27 protein-coding genes and 2 pseudogenes are annotated in these 26,125 nt (G+C 73.5%); 15 read left to right on the plus strand and 14 right to left on the minus strand.

Going from position 1 to position 26,125, the window contains the following annotated elements:
- Nucleotides 1–43: 43 nt before the first annotated feature.
- The 3 genes from ACFYX3_RS33775 to xylA form a co-directional block, all read right to left on the minus strand.
- Complete coding sequence (locus tag ACFYX3_RS33775; RefSeq protein ID WP_389022000.1) at nt 44–1,447, minus strand: LutB/LldF family L-lactate oxidation iron-sulfur protein; 1,404 nt, start codon at nt 1,445–1,447, stop codon at nt 44–46.
- 71 nt (nt 1,448–1,518) lie between these two features.
- A complete protein-coding gene (locus ACFYX3_RS33780) occupies nt 1,519–2,235 on the minus strand; it encodes a (Fe-S)-binding protein (protein ID WP_389021776.1) in 717 nt (238 codons plus the stop codon).
- 78 nt (nt 2,236–2,313) lie between these two features.
- A complete protein-coding gene (gene xylA / locus ACFYX3_RS33785; RefSeq protein WP_389021779.1) occupies nt 2,314–3,480 on the minus strand; it encodes a xylose isomerase in 1,167 nt (388 codons plus the stop codon).
- A 102-nt stretch (nt 3,481–3,582) separates the two neighbouring features.
- Between xylA and xylB the strand changes: the two genes are divergently transcribed.
- From xylB to ACFYX3_RS33805, 4 genes are all read left to right on the plus strand, one after another.
- The gene (gene xylB, locus ACFYX3_RS33790; protein WP_389021782.1) at nt 3,583–5,061 is read left to right on the plus strand and encodes a xylulokinase; all 1,479 of its coding nucleotides are present in this window, start codon (nt 3,583–3,585) and stop codon (nt 5,059–5,061) included.
- A gap of 77 nt (nt 5,062–5,138) precedes the next feature.
- Nucleotides 5,139–5,366 carry a hypothetical protein gene (locus ACFYX3_RS33795; protein ID WP_389021785.1) on the plus strand — a complete coding sequence of 76 codons (228 nt, stop codon included), beginning with the start codon at nt 5,139–5,141 and terminating at the stop codon, nt 5,364–5,366.
- 12 nt (nt 5,367–5,378) lie between these two features.
- Entirely contained in the window at nt 5,379–5,966 is a 588-nt protein-coding gene (locus ACFYX3_RS33800; RefSeq protein WP_389021788.1) for a histidine phosphatase family protein, read from the plus strand.
- Nucleotides 5,967–6,180: 214 nt separating this feature from the next.
- Nucleotides 6,181–6,678, plus strand: coding sequence for a DUF1877 family protein (locus ACFYX3_RS33805; RefSeq protein WP_389021792.1), 498 nt, complete (start codon nt 6,181–6,183; stop codon nt 6,676–6,678).
- On the opposite strand, the gene ACFYX3_RS33810 is transcribed toward ACFYX3_RS33805, so the two are convergent.
- The 3 genes from ACFYX3_RS33810 to ACFYX3_RS33820 form a co-directional block, all read right to left on the minus strand.
- On the minus strand, nt 6,659–7,180 hold the full coding sequence (locus tag ACFYX3_RS33810) for a hypothetical protein (protein WP_389021795.1): 522 nt from the start codon (nt 7,178–7,180) through the stop codon (nt 6,659–6,661). The two genes, ACFYX3_RS33805 and ACFYX3_RS33810, sit on opposite strands and share 20 nt — an antisense overlap.
- 103 nt (nt 7,181–7,283) lie before the next feature.
- Nucleotides 7,284–8,231, minus strand: coding sequence for a ketopantoate reductase family protein (locus ACFYX3_RS33815; protein ID WP_389021798.1), 948 nt, complete (start codon nt 8,229–8,231; stop codon nt 7,284–7,286).
- Complete coding sequence (locus ACFYX3_RS33820; RefSeq protein ID WP_389021801.1) at nt 8,231–8,797, minus strand: winged helix-turn-helix transcriptional regulator; 567 nt, start codon at nt 8,795–8,797, stop codon at nt 8,231–8,233. The genes ACFYX3_RS33815 and ACFYX3_RS33820 overlap by 1 nt, the downstream gene beginning before the upstream one ends.
- A gap of 80 nt (nt 8,798–8,877) precedes the next feature.
- On the opposite strand from ACFYX3_RS33820, the gene ACFYX3_RS33825 reads away from it, so the two are divergent.
- Together ACFYX3_RS33825 and ACFYX3_RS33830 are read left to right on the plus strand one after the other, a co-directional pair.
- On the plus strand, nt 8,878–10,089 hold the full coding sequence (locus tag ACFYX3_RS33825; protein WP_389021804.1) for an ROK family protein: 1,212 nt from the start codon (nt 8,878–8,880) through the stop codon (nt 10,087–10,089).
- A 21-nt stretch (nt 10,090–10,110) separates the two neighbouring features.
- Nucleotides 10,111–10,674: pseudogene (locus ACFYX3_RS33830) on the plus strand (ABC transporter ATP-binding protein); the annotation flags it as partial.
- A 23-nt stretch (nt 10,675–10,697) separates the two neighbouring features.
- Here ACFYX3_RS33830 and ACFYX3_RS33835 read toward each other — a convergent pair.
- On the minus strand, nt 10,698–11,606 hold the full coding sequence (locus ACFYX3_RS33835; protein ID WP_389021808.1) for a M23 family metallopeptidase: 909 nt from the start codon (nt 11,604–11,606) through the stop codon (nt 10,698–10,700).
- An 8-nt stretch (nt 11,607–11,614) separates the two neighbouring features.
- Nucleotides 11,615–12,622, minus strand: a pseudogene (locus ACFYX3_RS33840) (SPFH domain-containing protein); the annotation flags it as partial.
- A 221-nt stretch (nt 12,623–12,843) separates the two neighbouring features.
- Between ACFYX3_RS33840 and ACFYX3_RS33845 the strand changes: the two are divergent.
- Both ACFYX3_RS33845 and ACFYX3_RS33850 read left to right on the plus strand, forming a co-directional pair.
- Nucleotides 12,844–14,280: a WGR domain-containing protein gene (locus tag ACFYX3_RS33845; protein ID WP_389021812.1), complete on the plus strand. Its 1,437-nt coding sequence runs from the start codon at nt 12,844–12,846 to the stop codon at nt 14,278–14,280.
- Nucleotides 14,277–14,759 carry a hypothetical protein gene (locus tag ACFYX3_RS33850; protein WP_389021816.1) on the plus strand — a complete coding sequence of 161 codons (483 nt, stop codon included), beginning with the start codon at nt 14,277–14,279 and terminating at the stop codon, nt 14,757–14,759. Before ACFYX3_RS33845 ends, ACFYX3_RS33850 begins: the two co-directional genes overlap by 4 nt.
- Nucleotides 14,760–14,769: 10 nt before the next feature.
- Here ACFYX3_RS33850 and ACFYX3_RS33855 read toward each other — a convergent pair whose 3' ends face one another.
- The 3 genes from ACFYX3_RS33855 to ACFYX3_RS33865 form a co-directional block, all read right to left on the minus strand.
- A complete protein-coding gene (locus ACFYX3_RS33855) occupies nt 14,770–15,192 on the minus strand; it encodes a DUF350 domain-containing protein (protein ID WP_030694261.1) in 423 nt (140 codons plus the stop codon).
- A gap of 135 nt (nt 15,193–15,327) precedes the next feature.
- The gene (locus ACFYX3_RS33860) at nt 15,328–15,942 is read right to left on the minus strand and encodes an HdeD family acid-resistance protein (protein ID WP_389021820.1); all 615 of its coding nucleotides are present in this window, start codon (nt 15,940–15,942) and stop codon (nt 15,328–15,330) included.
- A gap of 59 nt (nt 15,943–16,001) precedes the next feature.
- Entirely contained in the window at nt 16,002–17,378 is a 1,377-nt protein-coding gene (locus ACFYX3_RS33865; protein WP_389021823.1) for a dipeptidase, read from the minus strand.
- A 172-nt stretch (nt 17,379–17,550) separates the two neighbouring features.
- Between ACFYX3_RS33865 and ACFYX3_RS33870 the strand changes: the two genes are divergently transcribed.
- Together ACFYX3_RS33870 and opcA are read left to right on the plus strand one after the other, a co-directional pair.
- Nucleotides 17,551–18,090: a DoxX family membrane protein gene (locus ACFYX3_RS33870; protein WP_389022003.1), complete on the plus strand. Its 540-nt coding sequence runs from the start codon at nt 17,551–17,553 to the stop codon at nt 18,088–18,090.
- A 65-nt stretch (nt 18,091–18,155) separates the two neighbouring features.
- A complete protein-coding gene (opcA, locus tag ACFYX3_RS33875; protein ID WP_376583200.1) occupies nt 18,156–19,067 on the plus strand; it encodes a glucose-6-phosphate dehydrogenase assembly protein OpcA in 912 nt (303 codons plus the stop codon).
- A gap of 37 nt (nt 19,068–19,104) precedes the next feature.
- Here opcA and ACFYX3_RS33880 read toward each other — a convergent pair whose 3' ends face one another.
- Together ACFYX3_RS33880 and ACFYX3_RS33885 are read right to left on the minus strand one after the other, a co-directional pair.
- Nucleotides 19,105–19,860 (minus strand): class I SAM-dependent methyltransferase, encoded by a 756-nt coding sequence (locus ACFYX3_RS33880; RefSeq protein WP_389021827.1) that lies wholly within the window; start codon nt 19,858–19,860, stop codon nt 19,105–19,107.
- 11 nt (nt 19,861–19,871) lie between these two features.
- Nucleotides 19,872–20,996 (minus strand): cytochrome P450, encoded by a 1,125-nt coding sequence (locus ACFYX3_RS33885; RefSeq protein WP_389021830.1) that lies wholly within the window; start codon nt 20,994–20,996, stop codon nt 19,872–19,874.
- Between the two features lie 357 nt (nt 20,997–21,353).
- On the opposite strand from ACFYX3_RS33885, the gene ACFYX3_RS33890 reads away from it, so the two are divergent.
- The 5 genes from ACFYX3_RS33890 to ACFYX3_RS33910 all read left to right on the plus strand — a co-directional run bounded on the left by ACFYX3_RS33890 (nt 21,354) and on the right by ACFYX3_RS33910 (nt 24,683).
- Entirely contained in the window at nt 21,354–22,526 is a 1,173-nt protein-coding gene (locus tag ACFYX3_RS33890; RefSeq protein WP_389021833.1) for a cytochrome P450, read from the plus strand.
- 388 nt (nt 22,527–22,914) lie between these two features.
- The gene (locus ACFYX3_RS33895; RefSeq protein ID WP_376583208.1) at nt 22,915–23,196 is read left to right on the plus strand and encodes a hypothetical protein; all 282 of its coding nucleotides are present in this window, start codon (nt 22,915–22,917) and stop codon (nt 23,194–23,196) included.
- A 139-nt stretch (nt 23,197–23,335) separates the two neighbouring features.
- Nucleotides 23,336–23,674 carry a hypothetical protein gene (locus ACFYX3_RS33900; RefSeq protein ID WP_389021837.1) on the plus strand — a complete coding sequence of 113 codons (339 nt, stop codon included), beginning with the start codon at nt 23,336–23,338 and terminating at the stop codon, nt 23,672–23,674.
- Entirely contained in the window at nt 23,671–24,033 is a 363-nt protein-coding gene (locus ACFYX3_RS33905; protein WP_389021840.1) for a hypothetical protein, read from the plus strand. Before ACFYX3_RS33900 ends, ACFYX3_RS33905 begins: the two co-directional genes overlap by 4 nt.
- A gap of 41 nt (nt 24,034–24,074) precedes the next feature.
- Nucleotides 24,075–24,683, plus strand: a complete 609-nt coding sequence (locus ACFYX3_RS33910) for a response regulator transcription factor (protein WP_389021843.1) — start codon at nt 24,075–24,077, stop codon at nt 24,681–24,683.
- 88 nt (nt 24,684–24,771) lie between these two features.
- Here the strand turns inward: ACFYX3_RS33910 and ACFYX3_RS33915 are convergent, their stop codons facing one another.
- Nucleotides 24,772–26,088, minus strand: a complete 1,317-nt coding sequence (locus ACFYX3_RS33915) for a sensor histidine kinase (RefSeq protein WP_389021846.1) — start codon at nt 26,086–26,088, stop codon at nt 24,772–24,774.
- Nucleotides 26,089–26,125: the final 37 nt, after the last annotated feature.

Here is a 26,125-nt window from a genome sequence, read left to right on the forward strand (position 1 = left end):
GTGCGGTGGCTCCTTCTCGTGAGGTGACACGTTCGGGAATCCATCACGTCCGGTTCTTCCTCCACCACTCGCGGAACGGCTCGGCCGGCAGTTCGGGCAGGTCCCGGTGGTCCGTCCACTGGCGGGCTCCCGGTCCCGGCAGCCGCTTCGGGAGCGCCTTCCGGGCCGCGGAGGCGAGGCGCTCGCCCGCGGTGAGGGCGCCCGGGTGGTCGAGGACCCAGGTGGCCGCCTTGATCGCGGCCCGTTCCAGGCGGTGGCCCCGGCCGCCCTCCTCGGCCACCCGCTCGCGCAGGTGCACCAGCACCTCCGGGATGTCGATGGCGACCGGGCAGACCTCGTAGCAGGCGCCGCACAGCGAGGAGGCGTACGGCAGCGAGGCGTCGACCTCGCTCGCGGTGCCCCGCAGTTGCGGGGTGAGGATCGCGCCGATCGGACCGGGGTAGACCGAGCCGTACGCGTGACCCCCGGCCCGCTCGTACACCGGGCAGACATTGAGACAGGCCGAGCAGCGGATGCAGCGCAGCGCCTGCCGCCCCACCTCGTCGGCGAGCGCGTCGGTGCGGCCGTTGTCCAGGAGGACCAGGTGGAAGGCGCTCGGCCCGTCGCCGTCGGTGGTGCCGGTCCACATGCTCGTGTACGGGTTCATCCGCTCGGCCGTCGACGAGCGGGGCAGCGTCTGGAGGAAGACCTCCAGGTCCCGCCAGGTCGGCACCACCTTCTCGATGCCGACGACGGAGATCAGCGTCTCGGGCAGGGTCAGGCACATCCGCCCGTTCCCCTCCGACTCCACGACCACGAGGGTGCCGGTCTCGGCGACCATGAAGTTCGCCCCGGAGATCCCGACCCTGGCCCGCAGGAACTTCTCCCGCAGGTGCAGCCGGGCCGCCTCCGCGAGCTCGGCCGGCGTGTCGCTCAGCCCGTCCGGCGCCGGACGCCCCCAACTGCCCATCTTTTCGCGGAAGATGTCGCGGATCTCGCCGCGGTTGCGGTGGATCGCCGGGACCAGGATGTGCGAGGGGCGGTCCTCGCCGAGCTGCACGATGAGCTCCGCGAGATCCGTCTCGTACGCGGCGATGCCCTCGGCCTCCAGGTGCTCGTTGAGCCCGATCTCCTGGGTGGCCATGGACTTGACCTTGACGACCTCGGTCTCCCCGGTGGCCTTCACCAGGTCCGTGACGATCCGGTTCGCCTCGGCCGCGTCCGCCGCCCAGTGCACGGTGCCGCCCGCCGCCGTCACCGACTCCTCCAACTGGAGGAGATACGTGTCGAGATGGCGGAGCGTGTCGTCCTTGATCCGTTTGCCCGCCTCGCGGAGCGCCGCCCAGTCGTCCAGCTCGGCCACCGCCCGCGCCCGCTTGTCGCGGATGGTGTGGGTCGCGTGGCGCAGGTTGGCGCGCAGCCGCTCATCACGAACGGCCTCGTGCGCCGCCTTCGGAAAGGCGGGCATCCCCACGAACGCCCGCCCGTCACCCGACCGCCGCCCCTCATCGAGCGCCGGCGCGCGCACCTTCTTGTCACTCATGCCCAGGGCTCCTCTTCCGTGCTCGCCAGGATCTCCGCCAGGTGCAGCGCCCGCAGCGGCGCCTCCTGCCGTCTCAGCATGCCGCCCACGTGCAGCAGACAGGAGTTGTCCGCGCCGCACAGGACCTCCGCGCCGGTGGACAGCGCGTTCGTGATCTTGTCGGCGCCCATCGCCGCCGAGACGTCCGGGTTCTTCACGGCGAACGTGCCGCCGAAGCCGCAGCACTCCTCCGCGCCCGGCAGCTCCACGAGCTCCAGGCCCTTCACCGCCTCCAGGAGCCGCCGCGGCCGCTCCCCGAGCCCGAGGAGCCGCAGGCCGTGGCAGGACGAGTGGTACGTCACCCGGTGCGGGAAGTACGCGCCCACGTCCGTCACGCCGAGCACGTCCACCAGGAACTCCGCCAGCTCGTACACGCGCGGCGCCAGCGCCCCCGCGTCCGTACCGAACGACGGGTAGTGATGGCGGACCATCGCCGCGCACGATCCCGACGGGGTGACGACGTGGTCGTACCCCTCGAAGGCCCGGACCGTGCGCCGTACGAGCGGTGCGGTCTCGGCGCGATAGCCCGTGTTGAACTGCGGCTGCCCGCAGCAGGACTGCGCCGCCGGGAAGTCGACGGTCACGCCGAGCCGTTCGAGGAGCCGGACCGTGGCCACACCCGTCGACGGGAAGACGGCGTCGTTGACGCAGGTGACGAAGAGGGCGACTCGCATCACGGTTCCTCGGGGACGGCTCGGGTCGGGCGGCGGCGCTGCGGTACGCAGTGTCGCAGGGGCGGCGCGAAGCGGGGCTCAGCGCACGCCGAGCAGGTGCTCCAGGGCCAGCTGGTCCAGGTGCTCGAAGGCCATCGAGCGCGCGGCGGCCGCGTCCGGGTCGAACGTCTCGTACGCCGTGGGGTCGGCGAGCAGCGCCGCGAGACCGTCGGCGGCCGTGGGGACGGAGAGCTCGGGCAGCCGGGAGGCGGCGAGCGCCGCCGCGACGTCCGGGTCGGCGCGGAAGGCCGCCGCGCGCTCCTTGAGGATCAGGTAGTTCCGCATGCAGTTCTTCGCGGACTCCCACACCCCGTCGAAGCCGTCGGTGCGCACCGGCTTGAAGTCGAAGTGGCGCGTGCCCGCGTAACCGGCCGTCTCGAGGAGGTCCACCAGCCAGAACGCCTGGCGCAGGTCGCCCGCCCCGAAGCGGAAGTCCTGGTCGTACTTGATGCCCGACTGGCCGTTCAGGTCGATGTGGAACAGCTTGCCCGCCCACAGCGCCTGCGCGATGCCGTGCGGGAAGTTGAGGCCGGCCATCTGCTCGTGGCCGGTCTCCGGGTTCACGCCGACGAGTTCGGGGCGCTCCAGGCGCTCGATGAACGCGAGCGCGTGCCCGATCGTGGGCAGCAGGATGTCGCCGCGCGGCTCGTTCGGCTTGGGCTCGATCGCGAACCGCAGGTCGTAGCCCTGCTCGGTGACGTACTCGCCGAGCAGGTCGAAGGCCTCCTTCATGCGGTCGAGCGCGACCCGGACGTCCTTCGCGGCGCCGGACTCGGCGCCCTCGCGGCCTCCCCAGGCGACGTAGGTGGTGGCGCCGAGCTCGACGGCCAGGTCGATGTTGCGGAGGGTCTTGCGCAGGGCGAAGCGGCGTACGTCCCGGTCGTTGGCGGTGAACGCGCCGTCCTTGAAGACGGGGTGGGTGAACAGGTTCGTGGTCGCCATCGGCACCGCGAGCCCGGTGCGGTCCAGGGCGGCCCGGAAGCGCTTGACGATCGCGTCGCGCTCGGCGTCCGGCGTCCCGAAGGGGATCAGGTCGTCGTCGTGGAAGGTGATGCCGTACGCGCCGAGGGCGGCGAGCCGCTCGACGGCCTCCACGGGGTCGAGGGCGGGGCGGGTGGCCTCGCCGAAGGGGTCGCGGCCCTGCCAGCCGACGGTCCACAGGCCGAAGGTGAAGCGGTCCTCGGGGGTGGGTGAGAAGTTCGTCATGGCGTCTCCTGCTACTGGCGGGCGGATTTGTTTTCTGAGATAACTAATACGGGACGGGGGCCGCCGGCGCCAGCCCGCAGTGTCGAGAAATGAGGTGAGAGCGTGCCCGCCAGCCGCTCCGTCGTGATCGGCGTGGACAGCTCCACGCAGTCCGCCAAGGCCGCCGCCGTCGACGCCGACACCGGCGAGCTCCTCGCCCTCGGCCGCGCCCCGCACACCGTCACCGGCTCCGCCGGGGCACGCGAGAGCGACCCCGACGAGTGGTGGACCGCGCTCGTCGCCGCCGTCCGCGCGGCGGTACGGGAGGCGGGCGTCCCGGCGGCCTCCGTCACCGGCATCGCGGTCGCCGGCCAGCAGCACGGCCTCGTCACCCTCGGCCCCGGCGGCCGCCCCCTCCGCCCCGCGCTCCTGTGGAACGACACCCGCTCCGCGCCCCAGGCGGCCGCCCTCGCCACCCGCCTCGGCGGCCCCGCGTCCTGGCCGGCGCGGACCGGATCGGTCCCCGTCGCCTCCATGACCGCCGCCAAATGGCAGTGGCTCCGCGAGCACGAGCCACACCACGCCGACGCGACGACCGGCGTCCGCCTCCCGCACGACCACCTCACCGAACGCCTCTCCGGAACCGCCGTCACCGACCCCGGGGACGCCTCCGGCACCTGCTGGTACGGGACGGCCACCGGCGCCTACGACCCGGACGTCCTCGACCTCATCGGCCTGGACCCGGCCCTGCTGCCGGCCGTCGCCCCCTCCGGCGCCGCCCGCGCCGGCACCCTCACCCCGGCCGCCGCCGAAGCGCTCGGCCTGCCCCGTACCGTCGCCGTCGCCGCCGGGACCGGCGACAACATGGCCGCCGCCGTCGGACTCGGGCTCGGCGGCGCGGGCCTCCTCGACCACCCCGTCGTCAGCCTCGGCACCTCCGGCACCGTCTTCGCCGCGACCCGCACCCGGCCCACCGCCCCCGGCCTCGCCGGCTTCGCCGCCACCGACGGCACGTACCTCCCGCTCGGCTGCACCCTCAACTGCACACTGGCCGTGGACCGTTTCGCCGCGCTCCTCGGCCTCGACCGGGAGGACGCCGCACCCGGCGGGGACGTCGTCGTCCTCCCGTACCTCGACGGCGAACGCACCCCCGACCTCCCGCACGCCGCCGGGCTCGTCACCGGCCTCCGGCACGACACCGAACCCCGCGCCGTCCTCGGCGCCGCCTACGAAGGCGCGGCCTACACCGTGCTGCGCGCCCTCGACGAACTCCTCGCCGCCTGCGGCCTCGACCCCGCCGACCCGGCCGTACGGGACCGACCGCTGCGCCTCGTCGGCGGCGGCGCACGCGGCCGCGCCTGGACCGACACCGTCCGCAGACTCTCCGGCCGCCCCCTGTTCGTCCCCGCCGCCGACGAACTCGTCGCCCTCGGCGCCGCGGCCCTCGCCGCGGGCGCCGTCACCGGCACCGACCCGGTGGCCCTGGCCACCGGTTGGGGCACGGGCGCGGGCGAACTCCTGCCCCCGGTCCCTCGCGACGAGGAGACCTGGGACCGGATCGCGACCGTCCTGGCCGCGGCGACACCGACGCTGCTGCGCTGACCGCCGCATGGATGTGCGAATCCCTGGCATGCAGGGGATCGCCGGGTTACCCTGCGGCAAACGACGGGGGAGGCACGATGACCGCTCTACTGATCCTGTTCGGCGTACTCGCCGGTGTCGGGGTACTGCTGACCGTCACCCTGCTCCGCAGAGGCAGCAGCCGCGCGGACACGGTCGACGGCATCCTCCAGGAGCAGCAGGCCCTCCGCCAGGCGAAGGCCGACCGGATCTCCTTCGGCATCGGCGCCCACAACTCCCTGCCGACCACGAGCGACACCTACGTCCGCCGCAACGGCCGGCCTTGAGGGGCGAATCCCATGGGCGAACTGATCGTGATCAGGCACGGCCAGACCGAGTGGAGCCTGTCGGGCCGGCACGCCGGACGGACCGACGTCCCCCTGACCGACGCGGGGGAGGCGGCGGCCAGGGCTCTCGAACCGAGGTTGGCGGGCCGCGACTTGGCCGCCGTGTTCAGCAGCCCGCTGAGCCGCGCCATGCGGACGGCCGAGCTGGCCGGCCTGAGCAGCGCCAAGCCCGACCCCGACCTGCTGGAATGGGACTACGGCGGCTACGAGGGCCTGACCGCCGAGCAGATCAGGGAGTCGAAGCCGGGCTGGGACCTGTGGCGGGACGGCGTCGCCCCCGGCGACGCCGACCATCCCGGCGAGCGGCTCCAGGAAGTGGCGGCGCGGACGGACGCGGTGCTCGACCGCATCCGTCCGCTGCTGAGCGAGGGTGACGTCGCCGTCGTCGCACACGGCCATCTCGCCCGCGTGCTCACCGTGCGCTGGCTCGGCCTCGACGCTTCCGCGAGCCGACTGCTCGGCCACCCGCATCCGGGCACCCTCGGCTTCCTGGCCACCGAGGACGGACAGCCGTACATCTCCGCCTGGAACGTCCCGTAGCGCACCTGGAAGCCGGCCGCGCCCGCCCGGCCCGGCTGTCCGGGCTGCTCGCGCAGCCGCCGACGATCGAGTGCACCGCCATCCTGGCGGCCGAGATCCCCGGAGGCGCCGACCGAGTGGCCGCGGGCCTCGGGCGGCCCGTTGTCAGTGCCGTCGACTACGTTCGGTGTGATCGGTCCGAGCGGCGGGCCGTCGTACCGGGGGAGTTGTCGCGGTGAGCATCCACCTGCATTTCCGCGCCGTGGCGGAATCCGAGATCGAGGACGACCACACCTGGCTCGCGGCCTTCATGGCCGAGGCCTGGGACAGGCACGCCGAGGAGTACGCGGCCGGTGTCACCGACTCGATCTCGAAGATCTGGGGCTCCGTCAACGACCTCTACACCGCGGCCGATACCGCCGACACGGGCGCCGAAGGCACCTGGACGCTGCCGATCTACGGCGGCCGCGCCGTGGCCCACGGCTCCGACGACGACCTCGGCAACCCGCCCATGATGTACATGGACCCGCCCGAGGTGTCCCAGGCGGCGGACTTCCTCGCGGGCGTCTCCTTCGACGAGCTGTGGAGCGCCGCCGGCAGGAGACTCGTGGGCGGCGGCCCGGACGAGGCGCTCTTCCGGCAGGACTACCTCGAACACCACGAATCGCTCCGGGGGTTCTACGGACGGGCCGCATCGGCGGGCCACGCCGTGATCAAGGTCGTGTGGGCATGAGCCGCCGGCGGCGGTGGTAAGCGATCGCCACCGCCGTGAGCAGCGGGGCCCAGGCCGCGAGCGGGAGGTAGCAGACGAGGAAGAGGGTCTTCTGGAGCGTGCTCTCGGTGAGGTTGCCGGGGGAGTACTGGGCGATGCCCGAGACCGCCACGTACGTGAACCAGCAGGTGAGAGCGACGAGTCCGAACGCCCCGGACAGCGCGGCGAACGTCGCGCCCCGGGCGGAGACCGGCCGGCCGCCGAGGAACGGCAGCCGGCGGGGGAACACCTCGCCCCACTCGCGGACCAGACCCAGCGTCAGGAAGGCGAGGAGTTCGGCGACGGCGGTCAGGACGAGTTGGTAGACGGCCAGGCCGAGCGGCTGGTCGTGGACCCGGGCCACCGGCGCGCCGAACGTCAGGGCGATGCGCCAGAGGCCGGACGGCAGGACGACCAGCGGGACGGCGTGGGCGGCGACGACGGCCCATCGGGGCACGTCCGGCAGGGCCTTGAGTCTCATCATGCCGCCCAGACTGCCGCCGGACCGGATGCCCCGGCGTCGCCCCGGCGGCCGCACCGTCTCCCCCGCGCGGGGGAGACGGCATCCTCCCGTCAGGACCCTGCCGTCAGGCCCCGGCGGTCGTGACCCGCCGCTGGTGGACGCGCAGGTGCAGGGTCGCCAGGTCGAGGAGCGGGGTCGGCACGCCGAGGGCGCGGGCCCGGGCGGTCAGGTCGCCGAAGAGGTGCTCGACCTCGGTGGGGCGGCCGGCCGCCAGATCGCGGTAGAGCGACGGCACCATCGGCGAACCCGGCGCGGACACCACCGCGAGCGTCGCCGCCCGCTCCTCCTCCGGTACGGGGTACCCGGCCGCGGCGGCGACCGCCGCCGCCTCGTCGAGGAGCGCCGGGCCGAGGGCGGGGCCGCCGGGCGCGTCGTACACGTCGCCGACCGTGCCGCGCATCAGGCTCGTCAGCGCACCGAACGTCGTGATGAACACCCACTTGTGCCACATCGCCGTGAGGACGTCGGCCGGCAGCGGCGCGTCGATCCCGGCCCCTTCGAGGACCTTGCGGATCCGCTCCACGCGCGCGGAGGCCGTCCCGTCCTGCTCGCCGAAGGCGAGATGGGCCAGCGGCGCGAGCCGCCGGATGTCACCCGAGTCGTCGAGGGTGGTCACCACCTTCGCGACGCCGCCGAGGACCGCCGGTGCGCCGAAGCGGGCGTTGAGGGCGTCGATGTGGGCGAGGCCGTTGAGGAGCGGTATGACGGCCGTGTCCGGTCCGACGGCCGGCGCGACGTCCTCGATCGCCCGGTCGAGCCCGGTGGACTTCACCGACATCAGGACGAGGTCGTACGGCTCGCTCGATTCGCGCGGGTCGCGCAGCTCGTCGGCCGTGACGAGGCGGGGCTCCACCGTCCACTCCTCGTCCCGCCCCGCGACCCGCAGCCCGCGCTCGCGCAGCGCGGCCGCCCGGGCCGGGCGGACCAGGAAGGTGACGTCCTCGCCGGCACGGGCGAGCAGGGCGCCGAAGTAGCCACCGGTGGCACCGGCGCCGACGACCAGGATCTTCATCAGGATGAACCCTTCGTGGGGCGCCCCGAGGGCGCGGTGGTCAGCAGAGGGGTGAGCAGCCGGTGCGGCCGGGCGAGTGCCGCCGTCACCGGGTCGTCGTCCGGGGCCGAGGGGACGAGCCCCGGGCCGGGGGCGACCAGGACGTCCTGGACGGGGACGGCCGCGCCGCAGCCGGTGCAGCGCCCGTCCGGTTCGAGCGGGGCCTCGTCCGCCGCGTGCAGGAAGACGCGGCGCGGGCCGCCTCCCGCCGCGTAGAACTCCTCGCCCCAGACGGTGAGCGCGCGGACGGCCGGCCAGAGGGCGACGCCCTTGGGCGTGAGCCCGTAGACCTCGCGGCGGCCCGTGCCCGTCCCGGGGCGGCGCGCCAGGACGCCGGCCTCGGTGAGGGTGGCGAGCCGGTCGGTGAGGACGGCCCGGGGGACGCCCAGATGCGCGGCGAACTCGCCGAACCTGCGGACCCCGTAGAAGGCGTCGCGCAGGATCAGCAGCGTCCATCGCTCGCCGACGATCTCCATCGAGCGGGCGAGGGCGCAGGTCTGACCGCGATAGTCGCGCGGAAGCGTCATGGGCGGAGCGTAGCGCAGAAGAGTTCGGTCACCGAACTGTTTTCGCGTGAGCGAAAGGGACGACTAGGCTCTGGCTCACCATGAACCACCCCACGGAACCCAAGGCCGACAAGTCGGGAGTGCGACGGCACAACCTGAGCCTCGTCCTGCGGACCGTCCACGAGGCCGGCGAGACGACGCGGGCGGCGGTCGCGGCCCGCGTCGGACTCACCCGGCCCGCCGTCTCCTCCCTCGTCGAGCAACTCCTCGACCTCGGGTTCCTCGTCGAGTCGGGCAAGACGTTCAGCGGGCAGGCGGGACGGCCGGGCACCGTCCTCAAACCGGCCGACACCGGACCCGCCGGCCTCGGCGTCGAGATCAACGTCGACTACGTCACGGTCTGCGTCGTCGACCTGACCGGCACCGACCGGGTCCGCCGCACCGAACACCTCGACAACCGGGACGCCGACGCCGCCGGCATCCTCGCCCGCGCGGCCCGCGTCGCCGCGGAGGCCCTGGAGGCCGCGGCCGCCCTGCGCCTCGCCCCGGCCGGCGCCGGGCTCGCCCTCCCCGGACTCGTCTCCGGCGGGAGCGTCCGGCAGGCGCCCAACCTCGGCTGGAACGAGATCCCCGCCGAGACCCTCTTCGCCGAGGCCCTCACCGCGCTGCGCCCCGGCACCGCCGGCCTCCCCTTCACCTCCGACAACGAGGCCAACATGGCCGCCCTCGCCGAGCTGTGGTTCGGCGAACTCGGTGACCTCCGGACCTTCCTGCACCTGACGGGGGAGATCGGCGTCGGCGGCGCGATCGTCGTCCACGGCGAACTCCTGCGCGGCGCCCACGGATTCGCCGGCGAGATCGGACACCTCGTCGTCGACGCCGAAGGCCCGCGCTGCCGCTGCGGCTCCCGGGGCTGCCTGGAGCAGTACGCGGGACAGGCCGCGCTCCTCGCCGCGGCAGGTGCCGACGACGTCCCGGACCTCGCGCGCCGCGCCGAGGCCGGGGAGCCGCGAGCCCTCGCGGCCCTCGCCGAGGCGGGCCGGATGCTCGGCCGCGCCCTCTCGGGAGCCGTGAACCTCCTCGACCCCGAGGCCGTCGTCCTGGGCGGGATCTACCCGCACCTGCTGCCCTGGCTGACACCCGCCCTCACGGCGGAGCTCGCCGCCCGCGCCGTCTCCGGCCTCTGGACCCCGGACGCCTCGCGCCTCCGCCCGGCGTCCACCACCACGGACGCCTCGCGCGGCGCGGCGGCCCTCGTCCTCCACGACGTCCTGGCGGACCCCCTGGCGTACGCGACGCCGACCGACGGCTGAGAGCCCCGCCGCCGATCCGGCGTGCTCTGCGGGCTCGACCGTCCCACCTCGGGCCGGGTCCTGCTCGACGGCACCGACCCGGCCGCGCTCTCCGAGCGCCGGCTGACGGCCGTGCGCGGCGAGAACATCGGCTTCGTCTTCCAGAGCTTCAACCTCATCCCCACGCTCACCGCCCAGGAGAACGTGGAGACCGCGCTCGTCCCGCTCGGCGTCAAGGCGGCCGAGCGGCGCACCCGGGCAGCGGAGGCGCTGGGGTCGGTCGGCCTCGGCGAGCGCCTCGGGCACCTGCCGTCCGAGCTGTCCGGCGGCCGGCAGCAGCGCGTGGCGATCGCCCGCGCCCTGGTGAAGCGGCCCAAGGTGCTCCTCGCCGACGAACCCACCGGCAACCTCGACGAGTCGATGCGCGACGAGATCGTGGACCTGCTCGAAGGGCTCTGCGCGGAGCACGGGCCGACCTTCGTCATGGTCACCCACGACAGCGCCGTCGCCCGCCGGGCCCCTCGTCTGGCCACGATCCGGAAGGGCCGGATCACGGTCGAGGAGAACCGGCGGACGACGGCGGACCGGAGCGTGGTCGAGGCCTGAGCGGCCCGAGGGGCGGCACGGACCTACACGGAGACTCCGTGGCTCCGCAGATAGGCCAGCGGGTTCACGTCCGAGCCGAAGTACGGTGTGGTCCGCACCTCGAAGTGCAGGTGCGGACCGGTCACCCGCCCGGTCGCCCCCGACCGCGCGATCCGCTGCCCGCCCGACACGCTCTGCCCGGGCCTCACGTCGATCCTGGAGAGGTGGGCGTACTGGGTGTAGCGGCCGTCCGGATGACGGACGACCACCTCGTAGCCGTACGAGCGGCCGTACCCGGCCGTCACCACCCGGCCGGGACCCGCCGCGCGGACGGCCGTGCCCGACGGCACCGCGAAGTCCTGCCCCGTGTGGTAGCCCTTCGACCAGGAGCCCCGCTGTCCGTAGTACCCCGTGTAGACGTACGAGGAGACGGGTGCCGTCCAGCCCCGCGAGGTGGGTGACGTGGGTGCGGACGGCTTCGCGGGGCGGCCCGTCCGCTGCTCGTACGTCGAGGCGTGACCGGTCCAGTACCAGTGGCCGCGCGACGGGTACCAGTAGACGCGGCACTGCGGGTCCCAGCCCTGACGGCCGTGGAAGACGGGTTCCCGCGTGCGCCCGCCGTCCCCGGAGGCGCCGGCGCGCTTCCGGTACGTGGCGTGGTGGCTGGTCCAGCGCCACTCGCCCGCCTCGTTCCGGAACCAGTACTTCGAGCCGTCCCAGCCGGCGTGCGCCGGGGCGGGTTCGGCGGCGGCCGTGCCCGTGCCCGCGCCGGTCAGGGCGACCACGCCGACGGTCGCGACGACGGCGCGGCGCACCCCGTGCAGGGCGCGCCGCCCGCCGGGTGTCCTGCCGGAGCGGGCCGCGTCCGCGCAGCCCGCGCACGCGCAGTCCTGGGGTGTCTCGTCGGCGAAGGCGGGCGCGTCGAATTCGGGGGTGCGGTCGTTCGGGTCCATGGTCCTCGTCACTCCTGGTTCGGATCGGCCGGGCCGCCGCTCCGGGTGTAGAAGGCCACGGTCAAGTCCTTGACCAGGGCCTGGCGTTCGAAGTCGTCGAGCTCGACGAGCCCCCGGGTGGTCAGCCGTGTGACGGTGTCGTCCACCGCGTCGATCACGCCGGTCAGGACCGAGTCCCGGTGCTTGGCGTCCAGGACGGCGATCTGCCGCCGGCGCATGGCGGCGGCGACCTCGGGGGCGTACTCGATACGGGTGGGCTGGGCGGAGAAGACGGCGACGCCGACCGGCCGGCACTCGGCCGCGAGCATCCGGGTCAGCGCGTCGCCTACCGCCTCGGCGTCCCGCAGGGTCGGCGCGTCACCCCGGAAGGCGTCCGCAGGCAGTTGGGACAGCACGCGCGCGGTGGCCGCCTCGACCTGCTCGCGCAGATAGCCGAGGTGGTCGTCGACCGCGAGCAGCGCGCGGGCCGTGTCCCGCACCGACCACACGACCAGGACCACCACGCGCAGCGCGGAGCCCTCGGCGTCGACGACGGCGATGGGTTCGCTGCGCCAGTGCCGCAGGCGTACGTCGATCCGGCGGCGCAGGACGAAGGGGCTGATCCAGACGAGGCCGGTGCGCCGGACGCTGCCGCGGTAGCGTCCGAAGAGCGAGAGGACCCAGGCGGAGCCCGTACGGCCGCGGGTCAGCCCGCCGAAGGCGACGACGGCGACGACCGCGCAGCCGGCGAGCGCGGCCCACTGCCACGGCGGCGGTTCGGCCGTGCGCAGGGGGCGGGCCCGCCACAGCGCCGCCGCCGCGCCCCCGAGCGCGGTGAGGCCGGTCAGGACGGCGACCCAGCCGGGGACGGCGGGACCCGGACGCTCCGTCAGGTCGGGCTCGGCGGGCGGCGGCCGGCGGGGCAGGGTGACGGCCGTGGCGGGTCCGGCGGCCGGTGCCGCGGACTTGGGTGCGGTCCGGGTGGGCCGGACCGGATCCGACCGGAAGAGGTCGTTCATCGGTATGCCGTCCGTGCTCCGGCGGATGCGGACGGGCAGGGGCCGCTTCTGTTGCTCGGTCATGAGGCCCTTCCGGCCGTTCCTGAGGTGACGGCTCGTCGGATGATCTTCACGCACCATCGTCACAGGGGTGAATGTCCGGAATGCCGCGACGAAAGTCCTGAATGCGCAGGTCTTTGGTCCCTTGGCCACGGCTTCACCGCGGGCCGTTGTCAGTGGTGCCCCCTACCGTTTTCACCATGACGACGACGACCTATCTGGAGCTGTCGCAGGACGGCGGCGGTGCCCACAAGTTCTACGAAGTGACCGTCGAGGACCTCGCGGTGTCGGTCCGTTACGGCCGGATCGGCTCGGACGGGCAGACCCAGCGCTCCACTTTCCCGACGGTGGCGAAGGCCCAGGCCGCCGCGGCGAAGAAGATCGGCGAGAAGGTCCGCAAGGGGTACGCCCCCGCGGTCAGGGGACAGCGTGCCGCGCGCGCCGTGACGCGCCGTGAGGTCACCTCCGCGCCCTCCACCGCGCGGGCCGTCGCCCCCGTCCTCTGGCGCTTCCGCACCGGTTCGGCCGCCTTCGGCATCCACGTCGACGAGGAGCGCTGCTGGGTGGGCAACCAGGCGGGGGACGTCTTCACGCTCGACCGGGCGGGCGAGGTGCAGGCCCGGTTCAGCCTGCCCGACGGCGTCAAGTGCCTGGTCGCCGACGACTTCTGGATCTACGCGGGCTGCGACGACGGCAAGGTGTACGACCTGTCGTCCAAGCTCCCCTTCGCCGCGTACGACATCGCCACCGACGTCGACATCTTCTGGCTCGACATCCACGAGGGCGTCCTGCACGTCGCCGACCGCTCCGGCCGGCTCACCGTCATCGACCACGAGGACGAGCACCAGTGGGCGCGCTCCGGCGCCGGGGAGCACGCCTGGATGGTCCGCGCCGACGGGGACGCCGTCTACTACGGGGACACGAGAGGCGTCGCGGCCCACGCCCCGGACGGCGGCGGCGAGCTGTGGCACACGGCCACCGAGGGCGGGGTCCTCTTCGGCTGGCAGGAGGACACCGCGGTCTACGCGGGCACGTCCCGCAAGAAGGTGCAGCGGCTCGGGAAGAAGGACGGGCGCGTGGAGGCGGTGTACTCCTGCGACAGTCCGGTCTACTCCTGCGCGACCTCGCCCGGCGGCCGGTTCGTCTTCGCGGCCGACTCGGCCTCCTCCGTCTACTGCTTCGCGGAGGACGGCACCCGGCTGTGGAAGCTGGGCACGGGCGGCGGTTCGGCGCTCTCCATGCAGTACCGGGACGAGCGGCTCTACCTGGTGACCACGGACGGTTCGCTGGTCTGCGTGGACGCGAGCGAGGCGGCGATCGAGGCCGCCCAGCAGGGCACGGTCCCGGTCGCGCGGGACATCAAGCTCGCCGCCGCCCTGCCGGTGTACGAGCCGGCGACGACCGTGACCGCGGTGACCGCCGTCAGCGACGCCCCGGCCGGCTCGGTGGTGGTGGAGTGCGTGACCGAGGGCGGCAGGACCCGGGTGCGGGTCGTCTCGCAGGGGTACGACTCCGGGTGGAACGTGCAGTTCCCGCGGGCGATCCGGGAGCCCGGCGCGCGGTACGTGGTGGACGCCCTGCACCCGGCGGCGGGCGGGTTCTACCGGGTCCGCGGCGACATCCGGCGGCTGCTGTGACCACCGGAGCGGGGGGAGTCCCGGGCGTCTTCGAGGCGGCCACGGGCGACGGGCCGCCGCTGTCCCCGGCCGAGGCCGAGCAGCGCTCGCGGGAGGTCCGCGCGGCCGTCGACGGGCTGCTCCAGATCAGGCGGCTGACCCTGAGCCGGGGCGGCGACCCGAGGACCGTGCCCGCCGACTGGGAGCTCCGGAGACCGGTCCGGGCGGTGGCCCTCGCCCTGGAGTCCGGCGGGATCACGCCCTCGTCGGTGGACGCCTCGGGGACACGGCTCTCCACGGGGTACCGGGTCACGGCGGGGGAGCGGCCCGGGACGGCCGTGGTGGAGTGGCTCGGCCCGCCGGGGACGGGCGCCGCCCAGGAGGAGGCGGCGGCCCTGGGTGCCTGCGTGCCGGCCCTCGCGCGGCTCGGCTGGGAGGCGCTGCTCTACAAGGGGCCGCGCGGCCGCCGCTTCCTGGAGGTGGAGCCCATGTCCCCGTGAGGCGCGGGCGTCAGGCGATCGAGGCGGAGACGATCGCCGAGACCGCGATGTTGCAGGAGGCCGTCACCCAGACCGCCGGGTGCGGCTCGGGATCGACGAGGGTGGCGCCGAGCTTCCCCGGCGTGACCAGGTCGACGACGAGGAAGGCCACCGCCATCATCACCAGGCCGAGCAGGCCGAACGCGGCGGTCGAGACGAGCCCCTTGCCGAAGTGGTCGTACGTCGTCCAGATCGAGGTGAAGACGATGCCGCCGATGCCGAGGAGCGCCGAGCTCAGCAGGATCGCGGCGTTGCGGTTGCGGTCCTCCCAGATCTGGCGGCCGAGCTTGCCGGGGGTCAGCAGGTCCACGAGCACGATGCCGAGGATCAGCAGGACCACGCCGAGTGCGCCGTAGGCACCCGCCCGGCCAAGGCCGTTGACGATGTCACTCATGAAGTGCCGGCTCCGAAGGGTTGCGATCGCGGGGATCGATGGTCAAGGACCGGCAAAATGTAGCGTACGGGTGAACGGGGTCCGCCGTCCGCCCGGAGCTCGGGCGGACGGCGGACGGCGGTGGTGCGTATCCGGCTAGGCGCCCGGCGGGAGGTCCTTGGCGCGGGAGCGGACCATGAAGGCCGTGACGAGCTCGACGACGCCGACGACGAGGAGCCAGATGCCGGCGAGGACCGTGAGCACCGTGGCCGACTCCAGCGGGGCGACGATCAGCACCACACCGGCGACCGCGCTGACGATGCCGAGGAAGATCTGCCAGCCGCGCGCCGGCATCGCCGGGTCGGAGGCGGCCGCCACGGTCTGGGTGATGCCGCGGAAGAGCCAGCCGATACCGATCCACAGCGCGAGCAGCAGGGTCGACTGCGTCGCGCCCCGGAAGCAGAACAGGCCGAGCAGGATCGACAGCGCGCCGCTGATGAAGGCCATGACCCGCAGGGCCGTGGTGGCGTGCGTGCCGAACGCGGCGACCAGTTGCATCACGCCGCTGAGCAGCAGGTACAGGCCGAAGAGCACCCCCACCACCCGCAGGGTGGCCTCCGGCCAGGCCAGCACCATGACGCCGAGGATCAGCGAGACGAGACCGGCGACGAGCAGGGCCTGCCAGGCGAAGCCCGCGAGGAGTCCCACGGGCCCGGGTGGCACGTCCCCGCGCGCGTCGCGGCCGTACGGACTGTCGTGAGTCTGTGTCATGGAACCGCACCGGTCCTTTCGTTGCGGGTGGGGGAGGGGAGAGCTGGGGAGGGGCGGGGTCAGAGGGGAGTGGCGTACGAGCTCAGGAAGAGGGCCTCGGCCAGCGCCATGTGCTCGATCTCGGAGGGGTCCACGCTCTCGTTCGGCGCGTGGATGAGGCAGCCCGGCTCCTCGACGCCGATCAGGGCGATCTCCGCCTCGGGGAACTGCGCGGCGAGGACGTTGCACAGCGGGATCGACCCGCCCTGCCCCGACTGGACCATGTCCTTTCCGTACGCTTCGCGCAGCGCCGACCCCAGGGCCCGGTAGGCGGGTCCGTCGGTGCGGGCCTTGAAGGGCTGGCCGGCGCTCTCCGGCTCCACCTCCACCCGGGCTCCCCACGGGGCGGCCGAGGTCAGATGGTCGGTGAGGGCGCGCAGGGCGTCGTTCGCGTCGATCCCCGGTGGCACCCGAAGGCTGACCCTGGCCCGCACCTTCGCCTGGATCGCCGCCGAGGAACCCACCACCGGCGGGCAGTCGATGCCGAGGACGGTGACGGCGGGCCGGGCCCACAGCTCGTCGGCCACCGAACCCGTGCCGACCAGGGACACCCCGTCGAGGACGCCCGCATCGGTACGGAACTGCTCGACCGGGTAGTCCACCCCGTCCCAGGTGCCGTCGTCGGCGAGCCCCTTGATCGCCGTGTTGCCGTGCTCGTCGCGGAGGCCGTCGAGGATCCGGACGAGCGCTGCCAGGGCGTCGGGCGCGGGGCCGCCGAACATGCCGGAGTGCATCTCGCCCTTGAGGGTGGAGACGGTCACGACGACGTTGGTGAGCCCGCGCAGCGAGGTGGTGGCGGTGGGCAGGCCCAGCGCGAAGTTGCCGGTGTCGCAGACCAACAGGGTGTCGGCGGCGAACAGTTCGGGCTGGAGCGGCACGAGCTGCTCCAGCCCGCCCGTCCCCTGCTCCTCCGAGCCCTCCGCCACGAACTTGATGTTCACGGGGAAGCCCCGGCCCTCCGGTCCACCGAGCGCGCGCAGCGCCGTCAGGTGCATGGCGATGTTGCCCTTGCAGTCGGCGGCGCCGCGGCCGTACCAGCGCCCGTCGCGTTCGGTGAGCTCGAAGGGCGGGGTCTTCCAGGCGGCGTCGTCGAGCGGCGGCTGCACGTCGTAGTGGCAGTAGAGCAGCACCGTCGGCGCGCCCTCGGGACCCGGCGCGTGCCCCACCACCGCGTCCGTGCCGTCCGGGGTCGTCACCCGGCGCATGTCGCGGAGTCCGGCCTCCGTGAAGGCCCGTACGAGGAAGTCGGCCGTCTTCGCACACTCCTCGGGCGGGAACTGGCGCGGGTCGGCGACGGAACGCATGGCCACCAGTGCGGTCAGGTCCTCCTTCGCCCGGGGCATCAGCGCCCGGACCTTCTCCCGCAGGGCTGCGGTCTTGGTGGACTCGGCGGACATGCGTACCCACTTCCCTCGGGGACGAAAAGCACCCTCAGTCAAGCAACAGTGGGCAATCGCCGCAAAACATGACTCGTATGGCCTATTCGGAATGCTCTCCGGAGGGCGCCGGGGAGTGGGCGGGACGAGAGTGGACGGCGTACGCGTCCGCCTCCCGCACCTGGAGAACCCCATGGGCCACCCCAACCGACGCGATCTCGGACTGCTCGTGCTGAGAGTCGGCACCGGTGCCGTGCTCGCCGCGCACGGCACGCAGAAGCTCCTCGGCTGGTTCGGGGGAGGCGGCATCGAGGGCACCACCAAGGCGATGGAGGCCATGGGCTTCCATCCGGGCCGCGAGAGCGCGATCGCCGCGGGGCTCGGCGAGGCGGGCGGCGGAGCCCTCCTCGCCCTCGGCCTCGCCACCCCGGCCGCCGGCGCCGCCGCGGCGGGTGCGATGGCGGGAGCCGTCGCCGTCCACGCCCCGGCCGGCTTCTTCGCCGCGGCGGGCGGCTACGAGTACCCGGCGTTCCTCGGCTTCACGGCGGCCGCGATCGGCATCACCGGCGCCGGACGGTACTCCCTGGACCACGCCACCGGACACGTCCTCGACCGTCCCTGGGTGGTCGTCACCGCCTTCCTCGGCACCGCGATCGCCGCCGCGGCCGTCGTCAACCGCCGCGCCCAGGACCAGGCGTCGCCCGACCCGGAGCCGAATTCGGAGCCGGCGTAGGACGCGTCCCGCCGGGGTGCTCGAACGCGTTAGGCTCGCGGCAGAGGAAGGGACGGGCGCCGCACATGAAGATCGATCTGACGGACACCGACTCCAGCAAGATCAACAAGGCGATCCTGCAGGGCCGCCGGGCCGTCGGCACCCCCGCCGTCGGCGCCGTGCTCACCCTCGTCGTCGTCACCGACGAGGAGAACGCGTACGACTCCGTCAAGGCGGCCAACGAGGCCTCCAGGGAACACCCTTCCCGGACCCTCGTCGTCATCAAGCGGCACGCGCGCACTCCGCGTGACCGGCACGAGAACCGGCTCGACGCCGAGGTCCGGCTCGGCACCGACGCGGGCTCCGGCGAGACGGTCCTGCTCCGGCTGTACGGGGAAGTCGGCGCCCACACCGACTCGGTGGTCCTGCCGCTGCTCCTGCCGGACGCGCCCGTCGTCGTCTGGTGGCCCGTCGACGCGCCCGAGGTGCCCTCCCGGGACCCGCTGGGCTCGCTGGCGCAGCGCCGCATCACCGACATGTACGCGGTCGAGGACCCGCTCGCCGCGCTGGAGAAGCGCGCCGCCTCGTACGCGCCCGGCGACACCGACCTCGCCTGGACCCGGCTCACCCCGTGGCGCTCGATGCTGGCCGCGGCCCTCGACCAGGCGCCGCTCACCGTCACCTCGGCCGCCGTCGAGAGCGAGGCGGAGAACCCGAGCGCCGAACTCCTGGCCCGCTGGTTCGAGGTGCGGCTCGGCGTCTCCGTCGACCGGGTCGTCACCGACGGGCCCGTCGTCACGGCCGTCCGCATGGGCACCGCCGACGGCGAGATCCGCATCGACCGGCCCGAGGGCCCGGTCGCGCGGCTCGCCATCCCCGGCCAGCCCAACAGGGTCCTCGCCCTGAAGGTCCGGACCACCGCGGAGCTGATCGCCGAGGAACTCCGCCGCCTCGACCCCGACGAGGCCTACGCGGCGGCGCTGCGCGGCGGCGCCTGACGGGCGCCCCGGCCGCTCGGCCTCGCGGGCCGTGGTGTCAGGTCTTCCGGGTGAAGACCAGGACGACGTCCGCCGCCTCTCTGACCCGGGGGGCGTCCGGGTCGGGGAGGGCGAGCAGCCGGGCTCTGGTCTCGTCGACGAGGGCGGTCGCCTCCCCACCCACCGCCCACGCACCGGTGAACAGGCCGCGCGTCAGCGACTCGGCCATCGCACGGGGCGTCACCTGGAAGGACGTGGGGCGCTCCGACGCCGTCCCCTCGTAGACGAGACCCCGCGCCGCGGCGATCGGGGCCAGCCACTCCGGTCCGTCGCGGCGGCTGCCCTCCGGATCGAGGCGGTCCTCCAACGCTCCTACGAGGACGCCGACATCGTCCGCCGGGCGCGTGCCGCCCGCCGGGATCACCAGATAGCGCCCACCCGGCCGCAGCACCCGCGCGGCCTCGGCCAGGACGGCCCTGTTGTCCGGGCCCGCGTGCAGCAGCCAGGTCGAGACCGCCTGGTCCACCGACCCGCTCCGCACGGGCAGCCGGCCGGCGTCGCCCACGGCCACCCGCGCGCCGAGCCGGGCCTGCGCCCGCGCGAGCATCCCGGGCGAGAGGTCGACGCCGAACACGGTGTACCCCCGTGTCGTCAGCTCGGCCGCCACGATGCCCGTACCGACGCCGATGTCGAGCACCGGCCGGGCCGGGTCGAGCAGCGGCGCGAGCTGCTCCGCGAAACCGGCGGCACGCGCCGTACCACCGCGCGACGCGTCGTACCCCGGGGCGATCTCGTCGAAGTTCGCCGCTGTCACCGTCGTCCCCCTCACGCCTGCGGGGTGAAGGTCACGGGCAGCGTCGCCATGCCGCGCAGGATGCCCTCGCGCCGGCTCAGGTCGGCGTCCGGGTCGGCGAGCCGCAGGTCGGGGAAGCGCCGCAGCAGGGTGCCGATGGCGATCCTGGCCTCCGCGCGGGCCAGCGGAGCGCCCAGGCAGAAATGCACACCATGGCCGAAAGCGAGCTGTTGCGGGACCTCGCGGCGGGCCACGTCGAGGATGTCGGGGCGGTCGTAGCGTGCCGGGTCGCGGTTGGCCGCGGCGAGCCCGATGATGATCATCTCGCCGGGCGGGACGGTGACCCCGCCGATCTCGTACGCGTCGACCGTGAAGCGCGCGACGCCCCGGCTCACCGGGCCCTCGTAGCGCAGGAGTTCCTCGATCGCCCCGGGCAGCAGCGAGGGGTCGTCGCGCAGCGCGGCGAACTGCTCCGGGTGGCGCAGGAGGGCGTGGACGCCGTTCGCGATGAGGCTCGCCGTCGTCTCGTGGCCGGCGAGCGTGAGCAGGATGGCCATGGCCGTCAGCTCGCGGTCGCTGATCTTCTCCTCGGCCTGCGCGGCGCAGAGCGCGCTCAGCAGGTCGTCCTTCGGGTCGGCCTTGCGCGCGGCGATCAACGGCTCGAAGAACTCGGTGAGTTCGGCCCTGGCCAGGGCACCCTTGGCGAGCCGTTCGGGGGTGTTGGGCGGCATGATGAGGCCCACCGCCAGGCGGGCGAAGTCCGGCTGCCCCTCGGCCGGGATGCCGATGAGCTCGCTGAGCACGGCCATCGGCAGCGGCAGCGCGAACTCGGATACCAGATCGGCGGATCCGCGCGCGGCGATCGCGTCGAGGAAGGCGTCGGTGTGCGCCTGGACGCGGGGTGCGAGCGCCTCCACGCGGCGGAAGGTGAAGGCCTTGGAGACCAGGTTGCGCAGCCGGGTGTGGTCCTCGCCGTTGGCCACGAGCATGCTGGCCATCAGGACGTTGGTGCGCTCCTGGTGGGCCATCTCCTCCTCGAGGCCGTTGACCCCGACGGGGCTGCTGCTGAGGCGCGGGTCGGTGAGCGCGGCCACCGCCTCGTCGTAACCGGTGACCATCCAGACTTCAAGAGTGGGATTCAGCCGGACGCGCTGCACGACTCCGTGCTCGCGGATGCGTTCGAAGAGCGGGTAGGGGTTGGGCTGTTGAGCAACGTTTACCGGGACATCGTGGATGATTGTCTGATCTTGGCCGGTCATCTTCCGTAACTCCCCGAAGCTTTGTGAAAGATCTGTGGCAGGTAGTCATACCAGCCACCCCAGTTGCGTGGTAGCGTCACCGGCGCTCGGCTCGGATGATGTTCGAAGAAGCACCGACCAACAGTCGGTGAAGCACCAACGAGGCGTTCCACCCACCGGTGATCCGGCGTCTCGTGCGCTCAACTCGGTCAGCAACCAAGGCCTCAACCAGGCCGGATGTGCAGGGGGAGACGTTTCGTGGAGCAAGCGGCAGCCGTGGACCCGATTCTGGATCTGGCCCGTCCGTCGATCCTGCGGAACCCCTACCCGGCCTACGCCCGCATGCGGGAGACGACGCCGGTCTTCTGGCACGAACTGCTCGGTTCCTGGGTCCTGACCCGCCATGCCGACTGCCTCGCGGTGCTCACCGACAGCAACCGTTTCGCCTCCGACTGGCGCCGCGCCGGCGAGGACATCCCCGCGCCGCTGCTGAGCGTCCAGACCCTCGACCCGCCGGAGCACACCGCCATCCGGCACCTGCTGCTCGACGGCTTCCGCGCCCAGGACCGGCAGGCCCTGCACGACGGTCTGGAGCTCCAGATCGCGGACCTGCTCGCCGAGCTGGCCCGGCGGCCCTCCTTCGACTTCGTCGGAGAGCTCGCCGAGCCGGTCGCCCTCCGCTTCGTCACCGCGTTCCTCGGCGTCCCGGCGCCCGAGCTCGACTGGTTCGTGCCCATGTCCCGTACCGTCGTCGACGGCATGGACGCCGGGCTCTGGCCCGAGAAGCACGAGCCCGCCGTCGCGGCCCGGGCCCGGCTCGCGGAGTACGCCGGCGGCTGGCTCGCGGACCCGCCCAAGGAAGGCCTCATCGCCTACGTGGCCGAGCACGCGGCGGACAGCGGAGTGGCAGAAACGGTTCTTCGGAACAGTCTGCGCGCCGTCCTCCACGCCGGCTACGAATCCGCCTCGCGGCTCCTCGGCAACGCCGCGGCCGCCCTCCTCACCACCCCCGGCGCGCTCGACGCGTTCCGGGCGACCCCGGCCACGGCCGTGGACGAACTCATCCGGTACGACGCACCGGTCCAGGCGGACGCCCGGGTCTGCGTCACCGACACCGAACTGGGTGGCGTCACCATCAAGGCGGGTGATCCGGTCACGCTCTTCCTGGGCGCGGCCAACCACGACCCGCTGCGCTTCGACCACCCCACAGAGCTGCGACTCGACCGCGCCCCCAACCCGCACCTCGGGTTCGGGCGCGGGGCCCATGCCTGTCTGGGCGCGTCCATGGCGATCCGGCTCGCCGGATCGGTCCTCGGGGCCCTGGCCAGGGACTACCCGGACGCACGGGCGGTCGCGGAACCGGACCACCGGCGCAATCTGACCCTCCGCGGTCTCGACCGCTTCGAGGTCACCCTGCGCCCACGAGCGGGGGAGGAGGTTCGACCATGAAGTACTGGCACTGAAACCCACGAGCGTGACGCCCGTCCGGGAGGCGGGCACCACGCCGGTGCACGCCTGACGTGCACCCCGCCGGAGCCCGAGCCCGCTGCGCGGCTCGGGCTCCGGCCCATCCCGGACGCGACGGCACCGGCCACCTCGCCATGACCGGCGCCCTGCCATGTCCGGCGTCCCGGCGCGGCCGGCACCCCGGCATGACCGCAGCCCCGCCACGGCCTGCACCCGCCACGGCCGGGCCGTCTCCTGTGGCGCGCCACCGACACTCCGCGCGGTGAACGCCCCGAGAACGCTCTCGGGCCACCACTCGTGACATCCTCGGACGAACCGCCCACACCGACCGTCCGGCCGTGGGCCTCCTCGTCCTGCGCGGAGGGACACCTTGCTCATCAGCCACGCCGTACGCCACGACGCCCTGCACGTCACGCTCCACCGCGACCTGGACGTCACCAACCGCGCCGCGGCGGCGCTCCAGATCCAGGCCCTCGTCCAGGAGCACCGGCCCGTCCGGGTCGTCATCGCGGTCCCGGCCGCCGACCCCAGCCCCGCGACCCTCAGCGCCCTGGCCCGCGCCCACCGCATGTGCGCCGGCATCGGCGTCCCCCTCACCCTCAGCGGCGCGAGCGACCGCACGTGCCGCCTGCTGGACGCCAACAGCGTCTGAAACGGGTGCGCCGCCGCCATCGGCTGAACTGATCCTTGAGCCGGCCGACTTCGCGATGCTGCTGGGGCTGGGGGAGGCGCCGGGCGGTCGGATGCGTCGGGTCGGCCCGGCCGAGGCTCTTGGACCGACCGCCTCCGGGGTGACCCGGGGCCTGGCCCCGCTGGAGCGGATCGGCCTCGTGACGCGCGAGACGGACGCCCGCGACGGCCGCGTGGCCTACGTCGCGCTCACCGACACCGGCCGCGCACGCCTGACCGACATGCTCGCCACCGCACCTTGGAGCACCCCCATGCGCCCCACCCCCGCCATGCCCTCGCCCCGGCGGCCATCCGCACGGAGGGCCTGCGCAAGATCCACCCGCGCGCGGGGCGGCCTCGTCGCCGTCGACGGAATGGATTTGACGGTACATCAGGGCGAGTTCTCCGGTCTGCTCGGAACCAACGGCGCCGGAAGGCACGGGTCGCCGGTCACGAGGTGAGTACCGACCCGGTCGCCGTGAAGTCCCGTATCGGCGTCGTCTCCCAGGCCGACACCTTGGACCGCGCGCTCACCGTCGCGGACGACCTCGCCTTCCGCGGCCGCTGCTTCGGCATGCCCGCCCCGGCCGCCCGACGTCGCGCGCTCGAAGTCCTCGACGGGTTCGGCCTCCGCGCCAACCTCGCGCCCTCCACCGGTCACATGCCCACCTGGGCCTGCCTCACCGCCCTCACCCCCGGCACCGCGATCCTGGGCCACCTCGCCCTGCGCCGCTTCGCCCGGGAAGTCGGGAACGGCGGCCCAGGGGCGGACCCTTGTCGGGGGCGTCCGGAGCGTGGGCGGGAGGCTGGGCCGGGGTAACATCTGCCCTCGCGATCGAGCGCGGCTGGGGGGAGCTTACGTTGATCATCCGGGTGTTGCTTGCCGAGGACATGCACATGGTGCGAGGCGCTCTGGTGGCGCTCCTCGAGTTGGAAGAGGACATCGACGTCATCGCGGAGCTGGCGAACGGCGACGAGATCGTCCCCACGGCCCTGGAGCAGCGGCCGGACGTCGCGGTCCTCGACATCGATCTGGCGGGCATGGACGGACTCACCGCGGCGGCCGAGCTGCGCGACGTGCTGCCGGAGTGCCAGACGCTGATCCTCACCAGCCTCGGCCGGCCGGGAACGTTCCGGCGGGCGCTGCGCGCAGGGGTGCGCGGGTTCATCCTGAAGGACGCGCCGCCGCGTCAACTCGCCCAGGCCATACGCAGAGTGGCCCAGGGTGAACGGGTCGTGGACCCGGATCTCATGGTGGCCGCGTGGGACAGCGGGGACAGTCCGCTGACCGAGCGGGAGACGGAGGTGCTGCGGCTGGCGGCGGACGGCGCCGAGGTCGCGGAGATCGCGGGCCGGCTCTACCTGTCGGTGGGCACCGTGCGGAACTACCTCACCGCGACCTCGGTCAAGCTGAACGCCCGCAACCGGCTGGACGCGGTACGGATCGCGCGCGAGGCCGGCTGGCTCTAGGCGGTGGGCTGCCGATCGGGCCGGGCGTCGTGAGTCCGGACCGATCGGCAGGACGCCCCCAGGGTCGCTCGTTCCGATCGCGCCGGGCTCAGGAAGCCCCGGGGCTGCTCGACCGGATCACGTCCTCCGGCCGGGCGCGGTCCCGGAGCAGGGCCCCGTGCTCACCCACCAGGCTCTCGTCGTCGGAGGCGTCCGCGTCCGGCACCGGTGCCTCGTGGGCGTCCGCCGCGGCCGAGGCCTCCAGGTGGAACCAGCCGTCCTCGCGCACCCCGGCGGAGAAGGCGCCGCCGACCTCGGAGAGCCGCACGGCGAGGTTGGACAGGCCGCCGTTGTCCCGGACGAGCTGCTCCGGGCGGCACCGGCCGAGCTCGCGCAGCCGCGGCGGCACGCCGTCGTTCGCCAGGCGCAGGCTGATCACGCCTTCCTGGGCGACCGCCTCGATGGTGCAGCGGGAAGCCTTGCTGTGCCGTATCACGTTGGTGACCCCCTCACGCAGCACCGTCGCCAGCACGGTGTCGGCACTCCCCGACAACCGGCCGCAGTCCACCCGTAGATGGGCGTCTATGCCGGCCGCCGACAGCACGGAGCGGGCCGAGGACAGCTCCGTCAGGAGCGACATCGAACGGTAGCTCCGGGCCACCTCGCGGACGTCCCGCAGGGCCTGACGCGACAGCTCGACGATGCTCTCCAGCTCCGCCCTGGCCCGCTCGGGCGAGCGGTTGACCATCGTGTGGGCCAGCTCGCTCTTCAGCGTGATCGCCGACAGGGTGAAGCCCAGGAGGTCGTGCAGGTCCCGGGCGAACCGCAGCCGTTCCTTGATGACGGCGACGCGGGTGATGTCCTCCTGCGCCTCGTGCACGGCCAGCGTGAGGTCGGACAGCAGGGTGAGGCTGTACACGATGATGCCGGTGACCAGCGTCGACATCATCATGTACAGAACGTTGACGAAGGTGCCCTGGTCGGTGTGGGCGGTGCCCACGCCGATGGCCACGATCAGCGCGCCGAACGCCGGGAGCGCCACTCGGCGGGGCAGCAGGATCAGCATGGACGCGCCGGTGAAGCCGCCCATCCCGCCCCACGGCCCGCCGAGTAACAGCACGGGCACGACCGTGAGCAGTGCCTGCCCGAGCAGCGTCCAGCGTCCGTATCTGGCGCGCAGCCGGCGGAACCGCGGGAGGGTGTGGACCAGTTGGAGTCCGAGGATCGCGGGCAGCACGGTGGCGCTGCAGGCGACGGTGACCGCGGTGATCCCTTCGTTGAGGATGTCGACGACCTGCATCGTCAGGAACGCCGCGATGACCGTCCAGACCACGACCAGTGCGAACCGTGGCGCCGGAGCCTCGATGCCGAGGACCCGGACTCCGGGTTCCTGCCTGACGGGGCTCTCCGTGTAACGGTCTGTCATGGCTCTCCCTCTGGTCACACCGGACGGGGGCAACGGT

Origin of the sequence: Streptomyces sp. NPDC002463, assembly GCF_042889835.1 — a bacterium.
GTDB classification, from domain to species: Bacteria; Actinomycetota; Actinomycetes; order Streptomycetales; family Streptomycetaceae; genus Streptomyces; species Streptomyces nymphaeiformis.